The sequence below is a fragment of the Deltaproteobacteria bacterium genome, from assembly GCA_016178705.1.
Classification (GTDB): Bacteria; Desulfobacterota; Binatia; order HRBIN30; family JACQVA1; genus JACOST01.
Map to the genome: position 1 here is coordinate 12,340 of JACOST010000007.1, position 20,540 is coordinate 32,879.

Consider the following 20,540-nt stretch of genomic DNA (forward strand, 5'->3'; position numbering starts at 1 on the left):
CTATTATGAAGGACCTTCGCTTTCCTCACAATTGCTCTGGTCGCTTGTCCAACACCTGCCAGGCGCCTCGCTCGCGCAACCGTTTCACCTCGGCCGCCGTTTGTATGCGTGTTTGCCCCAGCGCCTGGGCCAATTGGTTTGTCATGTCGGCCACAATCTGATCGCGAATCGTGCCGGCGCCGGCGGGCTCGTGCGCCAAGAACGCTTCGATCCGCGACGGCGACGCCCCGGTTGCAATCATTGCGTCGAGCGTCTCGCTCAAGCCCAGGCCGCGGCTGGCGGCCACAACCCCGGCGAGTTGCGCGCACGTCTCGCAGCGGCGGCGCAACCATCCCGCGGGCTCGTGACATATCCGACAGCGCACTCGCGCAGTGTAGCGCGCCGACGGCCGCAGCGACAGGACTGCCACGAAAGTTGCCCAGGGCAACCGGCCTGGTAGCATGGCGGCCGTGTCCTTCTGGTCGCCCGCGCTCGATCTGCTCTACCCGCCCAAGTGTCCCGGCTGCGGCCGCGGCACCAACCAGGCGCGACGCTTCTGCGCCCCGTGCGCGGATGATATCCAGCCGCCGCGCTCGCCGCTGTGTGCCGTGTGCGGCGATCCTTTCGCTGGCGCCGGCCCCGATCACCTCTGCAACCGCTGCCTGACGTGCCGCCCAACCTTCGGCTTGGCGCGCGCGTGCGCCACGTACGCGGCGGCCGATTCGCATACCGGACCGCTGAAGCGCGCCCTGCAGCGCTACAAGTATGCGCCCGACGCGAGCCTCGCGCCGACCCTCGGCCACCTCATGGCCGAGCACTGCGTCTTCGACCTCACGCAGTACGACGTGCTGATTCCTGTGCCGCTGCACCTGACGCGCTTGCGCTGGCGGGGTTTCAATCAGGCGCACTTGCTGGCCCATCAGCTTGCGCGGCACGCCACGTTGTCGATCGATCCGTTCGCCCTCGAGCGCGTGCGCGCAACGGCGCCGCAAGTGGAACTTGACGATACCGCCCGGCGACGCAACGTCGCCCGGGCCTTTCGTGTGCCTGATCCGGCACGCGTTGGCGACCGCCGCGTTCTGTTGATCGATGACGTCTACACCACCGGCGCCACCGCCGATGAGTGCAGTCGAACGCTGCGCCGCGCCGGCGCCGCACACGTCGATGTGCTGGTGCTCGCCCGCGCCGTGCTGAGCTGAGCATGCGATCCGATCGCGAGCGCTGGGAAGCGCGCTACCGCGACCGCGCAGCGCGCGAGTTGGAACCGCCGTCGCTGCTTCTGGTTCGGCACCAGCACTGCATTCCGCCCGGGCCGGTGCTCGACATCGCCGCCGGCGCCGGCCGTAACACGCTTTACCTCGCGCGCGCCGGTCATCCGGTTCACGCCATCGACATCGCGTTGCCGGCCCTTGACCAAATCTCCACGGTTGCGCGCGCGCAGCGGTTGCCCGTGCAGTTCGTGCAGGCCGATCTCGACGACTTCCCGCTGCCGCGCAACCACTACGCCGCGATCATCAATATCCGCTTTCTGCAGCGCACGCTGATCCCGTCACTCAAAGCCGCGGTGCGGCCGGGTGGCGTGGTGATCTTCGAAGCTTTTCTCATCGATCAGCGCACCATCGGTCATCCGACCAATCCTGATTTTCTGCTGCAGCACGGCGAACTCGCCGAGCGTTTCGCCGACTTCGAGATCCTCAGCGCCAGCGAAGGGCGCTGCGAAGACGAAGGCGATCCCGTGTTTCTCGCCCGCCTCGTGGCGCGCAGGTGGGATTGAGTTTTCAAGCCTTCTCTGACAACTAGCCCGAGATGATTCGCCGCGGATTGGTCGTTGTCCTGTGTCTTACCCTCGTTGCCTGCAGCGGCGGGGGCGGCGGAACGACCCAAACCACCCCGATCTCACCGTGGGGCAAGTTTCGTCATGACCCGCTCAACAGCGGCGACTCCTCCGGCAACGTCGGCGACGCGTACAAGAGCATCACGCCGACGACCGAATCGTTCCCGTCCTACCCGCCGGCGGACGCAACTCCGCTCGGAGCTATCACTTCCTCGCCGGTCATCGGTGTCAATCACGTCGTCTACGTCGCCACCGAAGGCGGCGGAGTGTATGCGCTCAATCCCGATCTGACGCTGCGGTGGTCCCTCACCTCGTGCGCGGTCAGCGCACCTCTACTCACGCCGGGTCCCACGCCAACTCCAGATACGAGCATGGCCATTCCGTTCGGTCCGATCCAATCGTCGCCGGCCCTCACTTCGCTCCGTTCCGGCGCAACCTTCACCGAACAGAACGACAAGGTGCTCTACTTTGGCGATACGACCGGGCATTTCTTCGCGGTGCAAGACAAGGATACCTACGGGGTTTGCCTGTGGGCATATCCTGCGACCGCGGAGACCGACGTGGCGCCGATCCTGTCATCGCCAACGTTTCTCGTCGACTCGAACGAAGAGATCATCACCGGCATCTACTTCGGCACCAACGACGGGCGCCTCTATGCGCTCAATCAAGACGGCTCGCTGAAGTGGACTTTCACCGCGGGCGGCGCGATCACGTCCTCCCCTGCCGTCGACTCCGGCGGGCCGCTGTACTTCACCGCCGCCGATGGCTTTCTCTATGCCGTTGCCCTAGACGGCACGCTGGATTTCAACGCCGGCCCGAATCAGTTTCACAATTTATCCGGAGTGTTTCCCGCCTCGCCGTTGCGCGGCACTGCCGCCATCTACGTCGGCACTGCCGACGGCTATGTGGTCGGCATCAGTTCCGATGCCAGTTTTCAGAATGTCATCCAAACCTCACTGGTCAGCATTCCAAACGGCGAGGCGGTGGTCGCCTCGCTCGCGCTCGGCAGCAGCGGGTTGCCCGTTCCTACCGCGACGCCACCGCCGACCGCGCCGGTAACACCAACCCCCGGTGGTCCGACACCGACCCCGACCTTGAGCACCACGATCCGCAACCTTGTGTTTGCGCTCGCCCGTGATGGCTCACTCTACGCCATCGATGAAAGCACGGGCGCACTCGCCACGGGCATCAGCATCACGTCCGCTCTGGCCCCGACAACCTCGTCGCCAGCCCTATCCGCCGACGGCTGTTTGGTGTTCGGCGATGACGCGGGCCATGTCTCGGTGCGGCTGCCCTTCTCTTCCTTGACCCCGCCCCCAGACGCAACCCCGACGCCGATACCCGACTGTTTCAACACCGACTTCATTCACGTGGCCAACGGACCGATCCGTTCATCGATCGCCATCGACTCCAACGGCGCGATCTACGTCGGCTCCGACGATGGCCGCATCTATCGGATCGGCTCGGCGAGCAACAACCCATCATGAAGAGTACCGTGCGATTGTCCCTCGCCCTGTTGGCGCTGCTCGCGGGAGCGTGTACGAGCGGCGGCGGCTCACCGAGTTGCAACACCAACGACGGCCTGCCACTGGCTGGCGACGCCGCTGTGACCCCCGCGCCGGGAACCTCGCCAACCCCCGGCACCTTACCCGACGCCGCACCATGGCCGAAGTTCCGTCACGACAACGCCAATACCGGCAACGCCAACACCGGGCGCGCCGCGGACGATCCCCATGTCATCACCTTGAGCGAGAACACTGGGCAAATACTCTGGCAATTCCCGCCCGCCAACGAGTCGGGCAAAGGCCCCTTCGCCACCTCACCAGCGGTGATCAATGTGTGCGCGAATTCGGGCACGCCCTGCACCGGTAACCCCGACTGCAGCGATTCCGCGCCCTGCACCGCACGCGTTTTCATCGGCGCGGCCGATGGCAGCTTCTACGCCCTCGACGGCGGCACTGGAAGTCTGGTGTTCTCATACTCCACCGCCGCCAGCGCCATCACCAACTCGCCGGCCGTCGACACCAGCGGGCGGGCGTTTTTCAACACGACGTTGAATCAATTGCTGCGCCTGACTCCAACCGGCTTTCTCGATCGCGCCGCCGCGGTCGGCGGATACAGCGCCAGCTCGCCGGCGTTGGCAACCGACGGCACCGCCATGGTCGGCGCGTTCATCTCGGCGCAGAGCGGAATCAGCGGCGCCGTTTGCACCAACGGTATCGCGCGCTGGTCGCTGGGCGAAGGGAGCGTTCAAGCCGCTCCCGCGCTGGGTCCCGATGGCATCACCGGCACGCAGGTTGCCAATTGCACGGTGAGCAGCGACACCGCGCCGCACGGCCTGGTCTATGTTGCCGAGTCGCGGCCGCATCCGGCGGTGCGGGCCATCGATCGGTGCCTCGGCCACATCCGCTGGACGTTCATCGCATCCGACCCGGTTGTCGCCGCACCACTCTTGGAACTGCAGCCCACCGCCACCGATCCACGCGCCGGCACCGTCTACATCTTCGATGGCGGCGGTCATCTCTTTGCGATCGATGCCGAGTCCGGCGCGGCCGCGTTCGGCGATTCCTTTAGTCTGCCGTTCACGAAACCAGGGCCGCTACCCAACGTCTCGTCGCCAGCGCTCGGCGCCAACGGCGTGCTCTACCTCGGATCAACCGATGGCAATCTGTACGCGTTCGACCCGACCACAGGCGCAACGCGGTCGTTCCAGACCGGCGGACCGATTCAGTCGTCAATCGCCGTCGCGGGCAACGCGATTGTCTTCGGTTCCAACGATGGCAACGTCTACCAGGTTACCGACGACGGGACTGAATTGACCGAAGTCTGGCACGTCGCGATCACGGTGCCCGGAACGGAAGGCCCGGTTCCGATCGCGCTCGGCCGCTCGTCACCGGCCATCGGTCTCGACGGCACCGTCTACATCGGCGCCGCGGACGGTCGCGTCTACGCGATCGGCACGCCGTAGCCCGCGGCGGCTCCAATACAACAGCAGGACCACGACCGCCGCGCCATCCGCGCGGCTGGGCACAGTGGTGCAGCCACCTCCGCCGGAACCCGAGTTCTTCGGCGGATGCGTGCGCGTCGGTCGCGGCGTTGCAGTTGCCGGCGGTAGCGGCGTGTGCGTACCAGGCCCCACCGTCTGCGTCGGCGTGAAGCTCGGCGTCGGCGATGGCGGTGGGGGCGGGGTCGGCGTTCCCGGTCCAACCGTATCGGTCGGCGTCGGTGTGTTGCCCGGTGCGAGCACACGGGTTGTGTTGCGCAGCACCAGCACGTCCTCGCCGTCGGTTTCGGCGACCAACACATCCGGCAAACCGTCCAATGTCAGATTGATCGCCGTCAACGCGATCGGCCCGTGACCCACCGGAAAGTCCATACCCTCCGCAAATCCACCACTGCCAGTCCCGGCGTAACTCACGACCCGGTCTCCGTCGCCGCTTGCCACCACCAGATCGAGATGCCCGTCGAAGTTGAAGTCGGCCACGACGATTGCGATCGGACTTGACGGCGCGGTGAACTGTCCTCCGCTGGTGAACTTGCCGTCGCCGCTGCCACGCCAAATCGACACCTTGCCGGCAGCGGAGCTCAGCACGGCAACGTCGAACAAGCCATCTTCGTCGAAATCGCCGACGGCCAGGGCGCTCGGTTCATCCTGGAGCGTTGTGGTCGACGCCGTTTGCGGCGTACCCGTCGTGTCGCTCAACCACGTCACCAGAGCAATCGGATTCGTACGCGCCGCGATCACGTCGGCATGCCCGTCGTGGTTGACGTCTGCGCCCGCGACCGCCACGACCGTACCACCCGCATCCAGCGACTGCGCGCTGAAGCTGCCATCGTGCTGACCCAGCAATACCGTCAAGCCGCTGGTGAGCGGCTGCGCCACCAGCAGGTCACTGATGCCGTCGCCATTGAGATCCGTCGCCGCCAACTCGCCGGCTGGCGATGCCAGCGCCACCGAGATCGGCGGGCTAAAGCTGCCGGCCGTTTGATTGCGAAGAATTGAAACTTGCGCATTGCCGCCATTGGCGACAGCGATGTCGAGGTGCCGGTCGCCGTTGAAATCGCCCACCACCACGGCACTCGGATTCGGACCGGCCGGCAGCGCGGTCGGCGCGCGCAAACTGCCGCGGCCGTTGCCGCGCAGGACAGACACCGTGTCGCCGTTCTCGTTAGCCACCACCGCATCGACGAAACCATCGCCGTCCACATCTCCCGCGGCGATCGCGACGACGCCATCGGGGACATTGAACAACGGCGCCGCGATAAACGCGCTGCCCTTATGTCCGCGCAACACGGTAACCGCGTCGACATCGGGATTCGTGACTGCGATGTCGACCGCGCCATCGGCGTCGGCATCGAACTGTCCAAGCGCGAAACCAGCGGGCGCCACGCCGACACCGAATTCACTCGCGCGGCTGAACGTGCCGTCGCCGCCGCCCTCGAATAGGGTGACGCTGTTCGCCCCGGCGTTGATCACCAACAGGTCCGGTTTGCCGTCACCGCTCACCACTTCCATCCCGTTGCTACTGTCGCGCGCGATCGCCAGTGCCACCGGATTGGGAGCAGTGGGGAGCGCCGGCTTCGGGCTCAAACCGCCGCGGCCATCCCCGAGCAGCACGGTCACGCTATTGTCGGCCGAGTTCGCGACCGCCACATCGGATCGGCCGTCGAGATTCACGTCGCCGACCGCCAGCGCGATTGGTTCACGGCCGACCGCCACTGTCGTGCCCTGCGCATACCCACCACTGGTATCCGCAATCAGCGCGGAGATGGAATTTCCGACGCGATTCACCACCACCACATCGCGACGCGTGTCGTTGTTCAAATCGGTGAACGCGAGGGCGACGGGACCTTGGCCAACGGCGTACGACCCGGTCGCCGTCACCTGACGCCCGTCGGTCACGTCGAAGAACAACACCGCGTCGCTTGCCTCGTCGGCCACCGCCACGCGACCTCTGGTAGCAGCCACCGCCACTGGCGCACTGCCGGCCGCAAGCTTGAGCGGCGCTGAGAAGCTGAAGCCATCTTGACCGAACAGCACCGTGAGACTCGCTGCGGTCGTACTCACCACCGCCACGTCGAGGTGCCCATCGCCGTCGAGGTCGGCGACGGCGAGTGCGATCGGGTTCGCATCGACGGCAATTGCGGGGCGTACCGACGCGAGCGCTCCCGTACCCTTGCCCGGTAGGATGCGCACCGCCGCTTCGCCACTCGCCGTCACGATCGCATCGGTCTTACCGTCGCCATCGAAATCGCCCGCGGCGATGGCGTTCGGCGCAACGCCGGCGGCGAAGCGCGCCGCCACGCGAAAGCTGATCGGCTCGCTGGGCAGGGGTGTGGGCGTGAAGGTTGGTGTCCGAGACGTCTGCCGCGTGCGTGTCGGCGTTGGCGGCGGCACGCCGGGGCGCGTGGGCGTCGCGGTCGCACTACGCGCTGTCTTCGTCGGTCGCGGCGTCTTGGTCGGGCGCGTTTGCCCGGACGCGCTCGACGACGCTACGGTCAACACAAGCGCGCAGACCAGAAACACCCGCAGGTGCATCAAGCCGCGTCGCATCAATTCTCGAACCATCACGTCCCGAAGCATCATGCTTCGCACCTTCGGCCACGCGCACTGGTTTTTCAATCGGAAAGTGATGCGGAGGAAAACCGCGGGCGAGCGCGTCGGACGGCGAACGATCGCGTCAGGCGCGCCCACCTTCGGTGAGATGCTTCAAGTTCAAAATCTCGTCTAACCGTTCGGGCGACATCAGTCCTTCTTCGAGAATGACCTGACGTAGCGATTTGTTCTCGGCCAGCGCCTTCTTGAACACCTTCGCGGCGGCGTCGTAGCCGATCACCGGCGCAACCGCGGTAACCAACGACGCGGTGTTCTCGCCGTAGCTGCGGCACTGTGCCGCGTTCGCGACGATCCCGCGAACGCACTTGTCAGCCAGCACCTGCGCGGCGCAGCCGAGCAGCTCGATCCCTTCGAGCAGGTTGTGCGCGATGACCGGCATCATCACGTTCAGATCCAGATTGCCGTTCATGGCCGCGATGGCAATCGTCGTGTCGTTGCCGATGACGTGAGCCGCAACCATGTTGACCGCCTCCGCGATCACCGGATTCACTTTGCCCGGCATGATGCTCGAGCCCGGCTGGGTCGCGGGCAGCTCGATCTCATTAAAACCGGTGCGCGGGCCCGACGTGAGCAGGCGCAGATCGTTGGCGATTTTCATCAGACCGACTGCGATCGTCTTGAGGGCGCCCGACAACTCGACGCAAGCGTCCTTGTTCTGCATCGCCTCGAACGGATTGTCGGCGCGCTTGAACAGATGCCCGGTGAGGCCGCGCAGTTCAGTGACCACGCGCGTCGCAAACTCGGGATGCGCATTGAGGCCGGTGCCGAGCGCGGTACCGCCGATCGGCAGCTCGGACAAGTGCGGCCGTGTGTTCTCCACGCGCACGACCCCGTGGCGCACCACGCTGGCGTAGCCGGAGAACTCCTGTCCGAGGGTGACCGGCACGGCATCCTGCAAGTGCGTACGGCCGGCTTTCACCACATCCTTGAACTCATCGGCCTTCTGCCCGAAGGCTGCCGCGAGGTGGCGCAGGGCCGGCAGCAAGTGCAGCTCGACCGCTTCCATCGCCGCGACGTGAATGGCGGTGGGGAAGACGTCGTTGGTGCTCTGCCCCATGTTGACGTGGTCGTTGGGATGAACGAGCGGCTTGTCGCCGCGCGCACCGCCGAGGATTTCCGTCGCACGCGTCGTGATCACTTCGTTCGCGTTCATGTTGGTCGAGGTACCCGAGCCGGTTTGAAAGATGTCGACGACGAATTCGGCGTCGAACTTTCCCTCGGCGACTTCGAGAGCAGCCTGCTCGATCGCTTGCGCAAGCCGGGCGTCGAGCAGACGGACTTGTTTGTTGGCCCGGGCCGCAGCCACCTTGATCAATCCGAGGGCGCGAATGAACCGGCGCGAGAAGCGCAGGCCGGAGATTGGAAAATTCTCCACCGCGCGCGCGGTCTGCGCTCCATAGTACGCCGCCGCCGGCACACGCATTTCGCCCATGCTGTCCTTCTCAATCCGAAACTCATCAGCCATGTGGTCCTCCGCATGTGGTTACGGTTTGCGAGTACCAAACACGCGCGCAATTGGCGAGCGCGGCAGCGCTTATGGCTCCTTGCGCACCGCTTATCGCTGGGGAGAGGCGTTGGGGTGACTCGGGACCGGTGTGTATCTATGGTGGTGAGCCGCGGAGGGCGACGCATGCGTCGCCCCTACACCGGAGCGACCGCCGACGCCGAACCTTCGGACTTAAGCCGGGAGACCGACCCACGAATCACGACCCACGATTCGCGATCTCAGAAATGCACCGGCTCGAATTCCTTCCGATTGACGCGCTCGATCTGGATCGTGACGTGATCGATGTGGAAACGCTCTGCGGAGACGCGTTGCATGGCGTCGAGCACGCCGTCATGATCGGCGCCGCCGTCGATTACGGCGTGGGCGCTCAAGGCTTCGCGCCCGGTGGTCAGCGTCCACACGTGCAGGTCGTGGACTTCGAGCGTGCCGGGCACGTCATTGAGCGCGCGCCGCAGCGCATCGAGGTCGACGTGCGCCGGCACCGCTTCCATCAACACGTCGACGGCATCGCGAATCAATCCCCACGAACTGCCGATGATCAGCACGCCGATGCCGGCGCTGATCAGTGGATCAGCAACGTACCAACCGGTCGTCAGCATGACCGCCCCGGCCGCCAATGCACCGACCGATCCGAGCAGGTCGGACAACACGTGCAGAAACGCGCCGCGCAAATTGAGGCTACTGTCGTCGTGCGGCTGTAGCAGTCGCGCGCACACCACGTTCACTACCAGCCCGACCGCTGCCACGACCATCATCGGCCCGGCCTTCACGATCGGCGGTGCATGATAGCGCTGCCACGCTTCGTAGCCGATGTAGAAGACGACCAGCCACAGGAAGAGCCCGTTGATGAACGCCGCGAGAATTTCGACCCGATAGTAGCCGAATGTCTTGGTATCGCTCGCCGGCCGGGTGCTGATCCACAGCGCCCAGAACGCAAGCAGCAACGCCGCCACGTCGGCGAACATGTGCGCGGCATCGGCCAACAAAGCGAGGCTATTGGTGAGATAGCCGCCGACCAGTTCGATCAGAAACAGCGCGGCGGTGAGGATGACCGCTAGCCGGAGCGCATGTTGATCGTGGGCGCGGGGGTGCATGCTCAGGAAGAAGTGGGCAGTCGGCAGGGGGCAGTCGGCAGTCGGTCACTCAGCGGCATACTGAATCAGGGAGAACACGCCATGCGGGGCGAGTTTGTCGCGGCCGTTGAGAAAACTCAGCTCGATGATGAACGCGCACTCGACGACTTCACCCCCGAGGTGCTCGATCAACTGAATCGCTGCACCGGCGGTGCCACCAGTGGCGAGCAGATCGTCAACGAGCAAGACGCGGCAGGGATGGCCGAAGGCGTCGCGATGAATTTCCAAGCGATCGGCGCCGTATTCCAGCTCATATTCCGCCGCAACCGTCTGCGCCGGCAGTTTGCCGGGCTTGCGGACGATCGCTAGTCCGCGCCCGAGCGCATATGCCAGCGCGGCACCGAGAATGAAACCGCGTGACTCCACTCCCAACACCATGTCGATGCGGTCGCGATAGCGCGCCGCGAACCGGTCGACGACGGCGCGGAACGCGTCAGCGTTGGCCAGCAGCGGCGTGATGTCCTTGAAGATGATCCCCGGCTTCGGGAAGTTTGGAATGTCGCGAATGAACGATTGGAAGTTCACAGGGCCTCCGTGTCGTGCTCGTGGCTCGTGCTCGTGAGTCGTGGTCTTCCTTATACCAACGCCACTCACCAACACCACCGTCCGCATTCCGCGACCCCATTCCGCAATCCGCATTCCGCAATCTCTACTTGGCGCTCGCGGTCAGTTGCGGGAGGAAGTAGATCGGGTTGCGCGCAATGTTGTCCTGGCGGACTTCGAAGTGGAGATTCGGGCCGGTGGTGTGTCCGCTGTCGCCGACGGTCGCAATCAGTTGGCCACGCCGCACGCGCGCACCCTCACGCGTGCGATTCTCGCGGTTGTGTGCGTACACGGTCGCGTAGCCATCGGCGTGGCGGATGATGATCACGTTGCCGTAGCCCGACAGTTTGTCGGCGTAGATCACTTCGCCATCGGCGGCGGCCAGCACCACGGTGCCGATGGGCGCCGCGATGTCGATGCCGTCGTGGAAGCGTTTGCCGCGCGGTCCGAATCCAGAACTCACGGTGCCGGCGTCGATGGGCCAATTGAACGGGCGCCGGCCATCGCCGCGCGGAAATTCACCGTGATGCGGGACCGCGGTATTGATATCGCTTGGGGTGATCACGTGCACGGGCAGCTCGCGCGTCGCGCCGGGAATCAACAGGCGCTGTCCAACTTCGATGCGCGCCGGATCGCGCACGTGGTTGGCGCGCGCTATGCGCTGCACGCCCACACCGTACGCCTTGCTGATACGAGAGAGCGTGTCGCCGGGGCGGACCCGATGATAGACCTTGTGGCCGCACGCGGTTGCCAGCGCCACCAGCACCACCAGCGCCCCAATGATCCACAGCCTACGTTGCCGTTCCCCGTCAGCCACACCCACCACTTCAGGCGCGCGCTTTTCACCGAGCCCACGCGCGCCGTTCCATTTACCTGTTCGTCACCCGCGCGCTACGATTCGTCCCAGCCGTCGGCGCCTACCAGCCGCACGAAGCGGCACTCGCCGAAGTACTCTTCCTCCCACCCGGTCGCGCTGCGCCGGATGCGGGCGAGGCCCTGCAACTCGGCCTCGCCCAAGGGCAACACCAAACAGCCGGCGGGACCGAGCTGCTGCAGCAGCTCGCGCGGAACCCGGCGCGCCGCCGCGGTCACAACGATCGCGGTGAACGGCGCCGCCTCGGGCCAGCCCTGTTCGCCGTCACCCACGCGCAAGTGGACGCGCTCGCCGTAGCCAAGCGCCAACAACGCTTCTTTCGCCGCCAGGCTCAATTCGGCGTGTCGTTCGATCGTGAAGACCTCGGCACCCAGTTCCGCCAACACCGCAGCTTGGTAGCCCGAGCCCGTGCCAACCTCGAGCACGCGGTCGCCGACTTGCGGCCGGACCACTTCGGTCATCAGCGCCACCATGTACGGCTGCGAGATCGTCTGACTGTGCCCGATCGGGAGCGGATGATCCTCGTAGGCGTGCGCACGTTGCGCCAGCGGTACGAAGCAATGCCGCGGCACGCGCCCCAGCGCCGCCAGCACCCGCGCGTCGCGGATACCGCGCGCCGCAATCTGTTCGCTCACCATGCGCCGCCGCTCAGCCGCGTAGTTGCTCGCGCTGGCCATGGCTTGACGATTACCATCGGCCCTGCGGGCTCGCAAACGGCCTCGTGAATCGTGGCCCGCGAGTCGTGACGCGTGAGTCGTGAATCGTGACTGATGAGTGGTAACTCGGCGGGCCTGGGGGACACGTCACGAGCACCGTCGCCCGTCCGAGTAGTATCCGAAACGGGAGGGCGAGCCTTCCGGCGAGCCGTTTGGTTTGCACAGTGCGGCTCGGCAGAAGCCTCGCCCTCCCAGGTTTGCATCTGCCGATTTGTATACCCGATCGTGAGACACTACGCTGGCGCACCGCGGGCTGGTGCGATCACCAGGGTTGCGGTAGATACCGCCTCGACCCAAAGGACAACAAAACGGGCAAGCTGGCAAACAAGATCGCGATCATCACTGGCGCGGGCTCCGGTATCGGGCGCGCGTCGGCGGTGCTGTTCGCGCGCGAAGGCGCGCACGTGATGGTCGCCGATCTCAATCGCGCGGGCGCCGACGAAACAGTCGCAAGCATCAGTCAGTCGGGCGGCCAGGCCACCGCAGTCACCGTCGATGTCAGTCGCGCGGAATCAGTCCAGGCGATGATCGGAGACACGGTCACGGAGTTCGGGCGACTCGATGTGCTGTTCAACAACGCCGGCATTGGTGGTCCGTTCGCGGCGTTCTCAGACTACACCGAGGAGAACTTCGACCGCGTCGTCGCGGTCAACCTCAAGGGCGTGTTCCTCGGCATGAAGTATGGCATCGCGGCGATGCTCACGAGCGGCGGGGGCGCGGTGATCAACACCGCATCGGTCGCGGGCATGATTGGCGCCCGCGGTTATGCCGGCTACAGCGCGTCGAAGGGTGGCGTGATTCAGCTCACCAAGGTCGCCGCGCTCGAGTACGCCAAACACCACGTGCGTGTGAACTGCATCGCCCCCGGCGGCGTCGACACGCCGATCCTCGAAATGGTGCCGGCGGCGCACCGCGCCGCTATCTCGCGCAGCAATCCGATGGAGCGACTGGCACGGCCGGAGGAACTGGCCAGCATGGCGCTGTTCCTCGCTTGCGACGATTCGTCGTTCGCCACCGGCGGTGTGTTCGTCGTCGACGGCGGCTCGACTGCGCAATAGACCTCTGCACGTGTCCTCGCACGCACTCCAGCCTCGCATCGCCCCCTACGGTTCATGGCGAGCGCCGATCACCGCCGACGTGATCGTCGCGAGCACGATCGCTCTCGGCCAGATTGCGATCGATGCCAACGATATCTACTGGACCGAGCTACGACCAACCGAGGGCGGTCGCTCGGTGATCGTCCGCCGGACGCCCGACGGCATCATCGCCGACGTGACGCCGCCCCCGTTCAATGCGCGCACCCGCGTGCACGAGTACGGCGGCGGCGCGTTTACGGTCGCCGACGGGGTGACATTTTTCGCAAACTTCACTGACCAACGCCTGTACCGCCAAGATCGCGACCGCACCCCGCGACCGATCACACCGGACGGTGCGTTCCGCTACGCCGATGCCGTACTTGATCGCCAGCGCTCGCGTCTCATTTGCGTGCGCGAGGATCACTCGCTCGCCGGCCATGAGGCGATCAACATGCTCGTCGGTATCGACAGCGCCGGGCGAACGCCGCCGGCGCTGCTGACGGCCGGCAATGATTTCTACGCGGCCCCACGTCTGAGCCCCGACCGCACCCGACTGGCGTGGCTGACGTGGAACCATCCCAACATGCCGTGGGATGGCACAGAACTGTGGCTGGCCAAGATTGCCGGCGACGGCGCGCTGCAGCACGCGCAGCGCATCGCCGGCGGCGCGGATGAATCGATCTTCCAACCGCAGTGGTCACCCGACGGCACGCTCTATTTCGTTTCTGACCGTAGCGGATGGTGGAACCTCTACCGCTGGAATGGCCGCGACAGCGAGGCACTCTGCGACATGGCTGCGGAGTTCGGCCGGCCGCAATGGGCCTTCGGGCAGTCGACCTACGCTTTCGAATCGGCCACGCACATCATCTGCAGCTACGCGCGCGAAGGTCGCTGGCACCTGGCGCGACTGGACACTCGTTCGCGCGAGCTTACGCCGATTGCGTTGCCGTACACGGAGATCAGCTCGATCCGTGTTGCGGAAGGCGCCGGGCACCATGCGGTGTTCTGCGCTGGGTCGCCGACGGAACCGATGTCGATCGTGCGGCTCGATCTCGTCGACGGCGGGCGAGAGATCATCCGCTGCGCCAGCACCGTCGATGTCGATGCAGCCTACTTCGCGTCGCCGCAGCCGATCACGTTTGCAACCACCAACGGCGAGACAGCGCACGCCTTCTTCTATCCGCCCCGCAATCGCGACTACACGGCGCCCGACGGCGAGCAGCCGCCGCTGCTGGTCATCAGCCACGGCGGTCCGACCGGAGCGGCATCGACCGCGCTGAATCTCTCCGTTCAATACTGGACCAGTCGCGGCCTGGCCGTGCTCGACGTCAACTACCGCGGCAGCACCGGCTACGGACGCGCCTATCGCCGGCGACTCAATGGCCAATGGGGAGTGGTCGATGTCGATGATTGCGTCAACGGCGCGTGCGACCTGATCGAGCACGGCCTCGTCGATCCCGACCGCCTTGCCATTCGCGGCAGCAGTGCCGGCGGCTACACCACGTTGTGCGCGCTGACGTTCCGCAATCTGTTCAAGGCGGGCGCGAGCTACTACGGCATCGGTGATCTCGAAGCGTTGGCGCACGACACGCACAAATTCGAGTCGCGCTACGAAGAGCGGTTGATTGGTCCCTACCCTGGCCGCCGCGATCTCTATCATGCGCGCTCGCCGATTCACTTCACCGATCGTCTCTCCTGTCCCGTGATTTTCTTCCAAGGGCTCGACGACAAGGTCGTCCCGCCCAATCAAGCCGAAGCGATGGTGGCTGCCCTGCGCGCCAAACATCTGCCCGTCGCCTACGTGCCCTTTGCGGGCGAAGGCCACGGCTTTCGCCGCGCCGAACACATCAAGCGCGCGCTCGAGGCCGAGCTGTACTTTTACTCCCGTGTATTTCAGTTCGTCCTCGCCGATGCGATCGAACCGGTCGCGATCGAGAATCTGTAGTGCCGCGGTCTCAGTGATCAGTAACTGCGATCGATTCCAATCCCGGGATGCCAAGCCGTTGAATTCGCGCGGCGTTGTTGCCTTCTTCATACGCCGGCAAGCGTCCCTCGCGACGCCACACGCGCGCCGCCAACGCGTTGGCCAGCACGCGCACCGGGTAGTCGCGCGGCAAGTGTTGCAGGTACGGCTGAATCGTAACGAAGTCGCGTGCGCCGTATTGCTCCATGATCGCGCGCAAGCCGCCGTTGTGCGGGCCAATGTTGTACGCCAACAGGCCGAGAAAGAGATCGCCCTGCATATCGTCGAGGTAGCGCCGCATCGTGGCGGCGGCCAGCCACGCGTTCTGTCGCGCATCGCGCAGGTCGACCTGCGCCACGCCGAGACGATGCTGCACGTCCCGGGTCGCGTCCTCCGGCACCGCCGTGATCTGAAGCAGACCGCGGCCGCCATCCGCGCTGTCGCGCGGTTCGAATGACGACTCGGTTGCTGCGAGACCGATCAACACCTCCGGATCGAGTCCAAAGGCCTCCGCGGCAGCGTGGATGATGCCCTCATAGCCACGCGCTCGCTCCAGCATGCGCTGCACCTCGACCCGATCGCCGCGGCGATAGGCGGCGAACACCTGATGGGCGATCGCCCGACGCTCCGCGTCCGCGCTGCCGCCGATCAGCGTGCGCAGATGAACGAGTTCCAGATCGAACACCGGCAGCGTTGCGAACCATCCCGCACCTCCTGCAATCGCGAATGCAAGAATCAGCGGCGCGGGCGTGAACCACCGCGCCAGCCAAGCACGCACGACCAGCCATACACCCAGCACCACGGCCGTCCCGACCGCGAGCAGCAACACGGCCCCCGCAAACGGCAGCAAGTGAGTCCATACGCCACTGCCCGTGAATCGATCAGCCGCGCGCCCAACGGCAGTGATCACGCCGATCAGACCGGCCGCGAGCAACGCGACCGCTTCGAGCACGTTGCGAAGCAACGACTGCCAGCCGCTGCGTCGCCGGCGACGGCGGCGCCGACGCATCGGTCGTTTCTTCTTGTCTACGGACTCCACCCCACCCATGACTACCCCACTCGACTTTCCGCCGCTGCATCGTAGCGATCATTTGCGACCAGCAAAAGGCCATCTTGCGTTGCAACGGACGTGGACTTCGACGCGCGTTTGCGCTGCGCCTGTGGCAGAGTATCGTGCAACTCGTTCGACGGAGGGATCGACGAATCCGATGGAGACCCACGAACAAGCCGCCCAGCGAATCTTCGGCGAACGCGCCGCGCTCTATACCACCAGCGTGTCCCACACCGATCCGCAAGTCCTCTCTCGCGTCGTCGAGCTGAGCACCCCACAGCCTGAATGGACGGCGTTGGACATCGCGACGGGCACCGGTCACACCGCTTTCGCGCTGGCACCGCATGTACGCTCGGTCATCGGCACCGACCTGACGCCGGAGATGCTCGCCGAAGCCGCCATGCTGCGTGCGCAGCGCTCCATCACCAACGTCAGCTTCCGTCCGGCCGATGTTCACCACCTCCCATTCGACGACGGCTCTTTCGATCTGGTCACGTGCCGCCGCGCGGCGCACCATTTTTCCGACATCGCGCGGGCGCTGCGCGAGATGCGCCGCGTGCTCCGCCGCGGCGGCCGACTGGTCATCGACGACCGCAGCGTGCCCGAGGACAATTTCGTCGATGCGTGCATGAACCAACTCGATCGCCACCACGACGAGTCGCACGTCCGCGAATATCGCGTCACCGAATGGCAGCAGATGCTCGCCGCGGCCGACTTCACCGTCGACGTCGTTGAACCGTACCGCAAGCATCGTCCGCTGAGCGCATTCACCGCCGGGGTTTCGGCTGCGAACGGCCGTCGGATCGATGCACTACTGGCTCAACTGACTGCGCCGCAACGCGCCGCGCTCAATCTGGCCGAGGTCAACGGCGAACCCCATCTCGATCACCACTACGTCTTGCTCGCCGCGCAGTAGGATCGAGCGTGCCGCGCCACAACATCGCTAGCGATACGCGGTGGGAGCCCATCGTCGGCTACTCACGCGCGGTGCGCGTCGGCGACTGTGTCTACGTCTCCGGCACCACCGCGACCGACGCCGACGGTGAGATCGTCGGCGTCGGCGATCCGTACGCACAGGCAGTGCAGACGCTCAAGAACATCGAGTCGGCGTTGCTGCGCGCCGGCGCGCGCCTCACCGACGTCGTCCGCACCCGCATGTACGTCGTCAACATCGATGACTGGGAACACATCGGGCGCGCTCACAGCGAAGGTTTCGGCAGCGTTCGACCCGCCACTAGCATGGTCGAAGTGCGCCGTTTCATCTCGCCCGAGATCCTAGTGGAGATCGAAGCCGACGCCGTGATTGCCAACGCCACAGCGGCGCGTCCACCTGAGATCATTCGCACCGCGCGCCTTCTGCTGCGGCCGCCGCGCCTTGACGATGCGGCGGCCATCTTCCACGCCTACACGCGCGATCCGGATGTCACGCGCTACCTCGTCTGGACCCCCAAGCAATCGGTGAGCGAGGTCGGGGACTTCATCCGTCGATCCATGGCGGCTTGGAGCGCCGGCTCGCAGTTCCCTTGGGTCATCACTCTCCACGGCAGTTCCGGTCCGATCGGCATGATCGACTTGCGAATGGCGGAGCACGCCGCCGAGATCGGTTACGTGCTCGCGCGCGCCGAGTGGAACAAGGGCTACATGACCGAGGCCCTGCGTGCCGTCATCGACGCCGCCATCGCCCTGCCCGGCATCTATCGCGTGTGGGCGACGTGTGACATCGACAACGTGGCCTCGGCACGCGTGCTGGAGAAGGCGGGCATGCTGCGCGAGGGTACCCTGCGCCGCGCTGTCGTTCATCCCAACCTTAGCCCCGAACCACGCGACGCGCTCTGCTACGCCATCACGAAGTAGCTGCGCGCCTCGGCGTGCCGCCGTTTGCCGGCTTCCCAACAAGGCGCCCTCGATACGCCGCCCTTGGATACGAAGCCTTCGGCTTCTACTCACTGCGGCTACTCGGGAAGGCGGAATTTTTCTCTGAGTAGCTCAAGACCCATTTGCCCGAGTAGATCGCGAAGCGAACGTATCGAGGGCCATTTTGTACAAAGCGCCGTTTGCCACTAGACTATGGCCATGTCGCGCAAACGGAACGGCACCCCGAGCCGCGACACACCGACCATGCTCGACGTCACCGACTCGGAGTTTGAAATCGCGGCGGGGCGGCCACTGCCGTTGGGAGTCAGTGAAACCCGCCACGGCTTCAACTTCGCGGTGTTCTCGCGTCACGCTACCGCGATCACGCTGGTGCTGTATGCGTCCGGTCAGCACGAGTCACTGATTGAATTCCCCCTGGATGCGACTTTCAACCGCACCGGCGACGTGTGGCATTCGGAGATCCGCGGTCTCAATGCCACTGTCCGCTACGGCTGGCGCGCCGACCGCCAACCAGTGGCGCAGGACCGATTTCATTGTTTCGATCGCTCGCGCGTGCTGATCGATCCCTACGCGCGCGCGATCACCGGCGGCAGCCAGTGGGGCACCGTGTATTCGCGGGCCGGTCAAGCGGACGGTAGCAACGGTGCCGAACGGCGTTCCCTCTATGTGCATGACGAGTTCGATTGGGAGTCGGTGCGGCCGCCGTGCATCCCCCTCCCCGACAAAGTGATCTACGAAGTGCACGTGCGCGGACTGACGCAGCACGAGTCCGCGGGTGCGAAACATCCCGGAACGTATCTCGGCTTGATCGAGAAGATCCCCTATTTCCTTGAACTCGGTGTGACGACCATCGAACTTCTACCGGTGTACGAGTTCGACGAGAACGAACTGACACGCGTCGATCCGACAACGGGACAGCCGCTGAAAAACTTCTGGGGCTACAGCCCGATCGGGTTCTTCGCGCCCAAGGCGGCGTATGCCAGTGCCGGCCGCGATGGCGAACAGGTGCGCGAGTTCAAACGCATGGTGCGCGAGCTGCATCGCGCCGGGCTCGAGGTGATTCTCGACGTGGTCTTCAATCACACCGGCGAGCGGACCGACCGCACGGTGAGCTTCCGCGGACTCGACAACTGCACCTACTACATGCTCGATCCGGCCACGGGCGAGTACCTCAACTATTCCGGCTGCGGCAACACGCTGAACTGCAACCATCCGGTCGTCCGCGATCTGATCATCGACGCGCTACGCTACTGGGTGTTGGAGATGCACATCGACGGCTTCCGCTTCGATCTCGCGTCCATCTTGGGGCGGGGCCAGCACGGCGAAGTGCTCGCCAATCCGCCCTTGCTCGAACGCATCGCGGGCGACCCGGTGTTGGCCAACGTCACCCTGATCGCCGAGGCGTGGGACGCCGCCGGGCTCTATCAAGTCGGCAGCTTTGCGGCCGGCGATCGCTGGGCCGAATGGAACGGGCCGTTCCGCGACGACGTTCGCCGCTTCGTGCGCGGCGACGCCGGTTTCACCAGCCAACTCGCCACGCGTTTGGCCGGCAGCTCCGATCTATTCGACCACTCCGGCCGCCGCCCGTGCCACTCGATCAATTTCATCACCTGCCACGACGGGTTCACGCTCGCCGATCTGGTCGCCTACGATCGCAAACACAACCACGCCAACGGCGAGAACAACCACGATGGCAGTGACGCCGACTTCAGTTCCAACAACGGCGCCGAAGGTCCCAGCCGCGATCCCGCGGTCATCGCTCTGCGCCATCGCCAACAGCTCAACTTCCTCACCCTGCTGCTGCTCGCACAGGGCACGCCGATGCTGCTCGCCGGCGACGAGTTCAGCCGCACCCAGCGCGGCAACAACAACGCGTACTGCCAGGACAACGAGATCGGTTGGATTGACTGGCGTTTGCTCGAACAACATCGCGATCTGTTCCGCTTCGCCAAGATGCTGATCGCCTTCCGCCGCGCCCATGCGGTGCTGCGGCGCACCGAGTTCCTCACCGGAGAGGGGACTGTCGCGCATCCGCGTCCGGACGTCGCCTGGCACGGCGTGCACCTCGACAAGCCCGACTGGGGCGATGCGTCCTGCGCCCTGGCGATGCACCTCGCCGGCGAGCACGCGACCCCCACGGATTGCGACATCTATCTTGCCTGCAACGCATGGCGCGATGCCCTCACCTTCGAGCTGCCACCGCCACCAGCCGGACAGCATTGGGTCCGCGTCATCGACACCGCGCAGCCGAGTCCCGCCGACATCGCCGAGCCCGGTCAGGAGTTCCGTCTCGACACTACAAATGGCTACTTAGTCAACGCCCGCACGTGCGTCGTCCTGCGCAGCAGGTGATTCTCGTAGGGGCGACGCAT

17 protein-coding genes are annotated in these 20,540 nt (G+C 65.3%); 9 read left to right on the forward strand and 8 right to left on the reverse strand.

Annotation, left to right across the window (positions count from 1 at the left end):
- Positions 1–25: 25 nt before the first annotated feature.
- The gene (locus tag HYR72_03150) at positions 26–409 is read right to left on the reverse strand and encodes a hypothetical protein (GenBank protein ID MBI1813954.1); all 384 of its coding nucleotides are present in this window, start codon (positions 407–409) and stop codon (positions 26–28) included.
- A 31-nt stretch (positions 410–440) separates the two neighbouring features.
- Between HYR72_03150 and HYR72_03155 the strand changes: the two genes are divergently transcribed.
- Genes HYR72_03155 through HYR72_03170 form a run of 4 tightly spaced genes read left to right on the forward strand, consistent with a single transcriptional unit; the run spans position 441 to position 4,781 of the window.
- Positions 441–1,178 (forward strand): ComF family protein, encoded by a 738-nt coding sequence (locus tag HYR72_03155; protein MBI1813955.1) that lies wholly within the window; start codon positions 441–443, stop codon positions 1,176–1,178.
- A 2-nt stretch (positions 1,179–1,180) separates the two neighbouring features.
- On the forward strand, positions 1,181–1,753 hold the full coding sequence (locus tag HYR72_03160; protein ID MBI1813956.1) for a class I SAM-dependent methyltransferase: 573 nt from the start codon (positions 1,181–1,183) through the stop codon (positions 1,751–1,753).
- A 32-nt stretch (positions 1,754–1,785) separates the two neighbouring features.
- The gene (locus HYR72_03165) at positions 1,786–3,300 is read left to right on the forward strand and encodes a PQQ-binding-like beta-propeller repeat protein (GenBank protein ID MBI1813957.1); all 1,515 of its coding nucleotides are present in this window, start codon (positions 1,786–1,788) and stop codon (positions 3,298–3,300) included.
- Complete coding sequence (locus HYR72_03170) at positions 3,297–4,781, forward strand: PQQ-binding-like beta-propeller repeat protein (protein MBI1813958.1); 1,485 nt, start codon at positions 3,297–3,299, stop codon at positions 4,779–4,781. The genes HYR72_03165 and HYR72_03170 overlap by 4 nt, the downstream gene beginning before the upstream one ends.
- On the opposite strand, the gene HYR72_03175 is transcribed toward HYR72_03170, so the two are convergent.
- From HYR72_03175 to HYR72_03200, 6 genes are all read right to left on the reverse strand, one after another.
- Positions 4,704–7,400 carry a VCBS repeat-containing protein gene (locus tag HYR72_03175; protein MBI1813959.1) on the reverse strand — a complete coding sequence of 899 codons (2,697 nt, stop codon included), beginning with the start codon at positions 7,398–7,400 and terminating at the stop codon, positions 4,704–4,706. The two genes, HYR72_03170 and HYR72_03175, sit on opposite strands and share 78 nt — an antisense overlap.
- A gap of 94 nt (positions 7,401–7,494) precedes the next feature.
- Positions 7,495–8,895: a class II fumarate hydratase gene (locus HYR72_03180; protein ID MBI1813960.1), complete on the reverse strand. Its 1,401-nt coding sequence runs from the start codon at positions 8,893–8,895 to the stop codon at positions 7,495–7,497.
- A 260-nt stretch (positions 8,896–9,155) separates the two neighbouring features.
- Positions 9,156–10,031, reverse strand: coding sequence for a cation transporter (locus HYR72_03185; protein MBI1813961.1), 876 nt, complete (start codon positions 10,029–10,031; stop codon positions 9,156–9,158).
- A gap of 45 nt (positions 10,032–10,076) precedes the next feature.
- Entirely contained in the window at positions 10,077–10,682 is a 606-nt protein-coding gene (locus tag HYR72_03190; protein ID MBI1813962.1) for an adenine phosphoribosyltransferase, read from the reverse strand.
- Positions 10,683–10,719: 37 nt separating this feature from the next.
- Positions 10,720–11,430, reverse strand: coding sequence for a LysM peptidoglycan-binding domain-containing M23 family metallopeptidase (locus HYR72_03195; GenBank protein MBI1813963.1), 711 nt, complete (start codon positions 11,428–11,430; stop codon positions 10,720–10,722).
- Positions 11,431–11,504: 74 nt separating this feature from the next.
- Entirely contained in the window at positions 11,505–12,164 is a 660-nt protein-coding gene (locus HYR72_03200; protein ID MBI1813964.1) for a protein-L-isoaspartate(D-aspartate) O-methyltransferase, read from the reverse strand.
- A gap of 254 nt (positions 12,165–12,418) precedes the next feature.
- On the opposite strand from HYR72_03200, the gene HYR72_03205 reads away from it, so the two are divergent.
- Both HYR72_03205 and HYR72_03210 read left to right on the forward strand, forming a co-directional pair.
- Complete coding sequence (locus HYR72_03205) at positions 12,419–13,261, forward strand: SDR family oxidoreductase (protein ID MBI1813965.1); 843 nt, start codon at positions 12,419–12,421, stop codon at positions 13,259–13,261.
- A 10-nt stretch (positions 13,262–13,271) separates the two neighbouring features.
- The gene (locus tag HYR72_03210; protein MBI1813966.1) at positions 13,272–15,224 is read left to right on the forward strand and encodes a S9 family peptidase; all 1,953 of its coding nucleotides are present in this window, start codon (positions 13,272–13,274) and stop codon (positions 15,222–15,224) included.
- A 10-nt stretch (positions 15,225–15,234) separates the two neighbouring features.
- On the opposite strand, the gene HYR72_03215 is transcribed toward HYR72_03210, so the two are convergent.
- The gene (locus HYR72_03215; GenBank protein MBI1813967.1) at positions 15,235–16,290 is read right to left on the reverse strand and encodes a transglycosylase SLT domain-containing protein; all 1,056 of its coding nucleotides are present in this window, start codon (positions 16,288–16,290) and stop codon (positions 15,235–15,237) included.
- A 160-nt stretch (positions 16,291–16,450) separates the two neighbouring features.
- Here HYR72_03215 and HYR72_03220 point away from each other — a divergent pair, with 160 nt between their 5' ends.
- The 3 genes from HYR72_03220 (at position 16,451) to glgX (ending at position 20,520) form a co-directional block, all read left to right on the forward strand.
- Positions 16,451–17,209, forward strand: coding sequence for a class I SAM-dependent methyltransferase (locus HYR72_03220; protein MBI1813968.1), 759 nt, complete (start codon positions 16,451–16,453; stop codon positions 17,207–17,209).
- A 323-nt stretch (positions 17,210–17,532) separates the two neighbouring features.
- Positions 17,533–18,147 carry a GNAT family N-acetyltransferase gene (locus HYR72_03225; GenBank protein MBI1813969.1) on the forward strand — a complete coding sequence of 205 codons (615 nt, stop codon included), beginning with the start codon at positions 17,533–17,535 and terminating at the stop codon, positions 18,145–18,147.
- 264 nt (positions 18,148–18,411) lie between these two features.
- Positions 18,412–20,520 carry a glycogen debranching protein GlgX gene (gene glgX / locus HYR72_03230; protein ID MBI1813970.1) on the forward strand — a complete coding sequence of 703 codons (2,109 nt, stop codon included), beginning with the start codon at positions 18,412–18,414 and terminating at the stop codon, positions 20,518–20,520.
- The last annotated feature ends 20 nt before the right edge of the window (positions 20,521–20,540 follow it).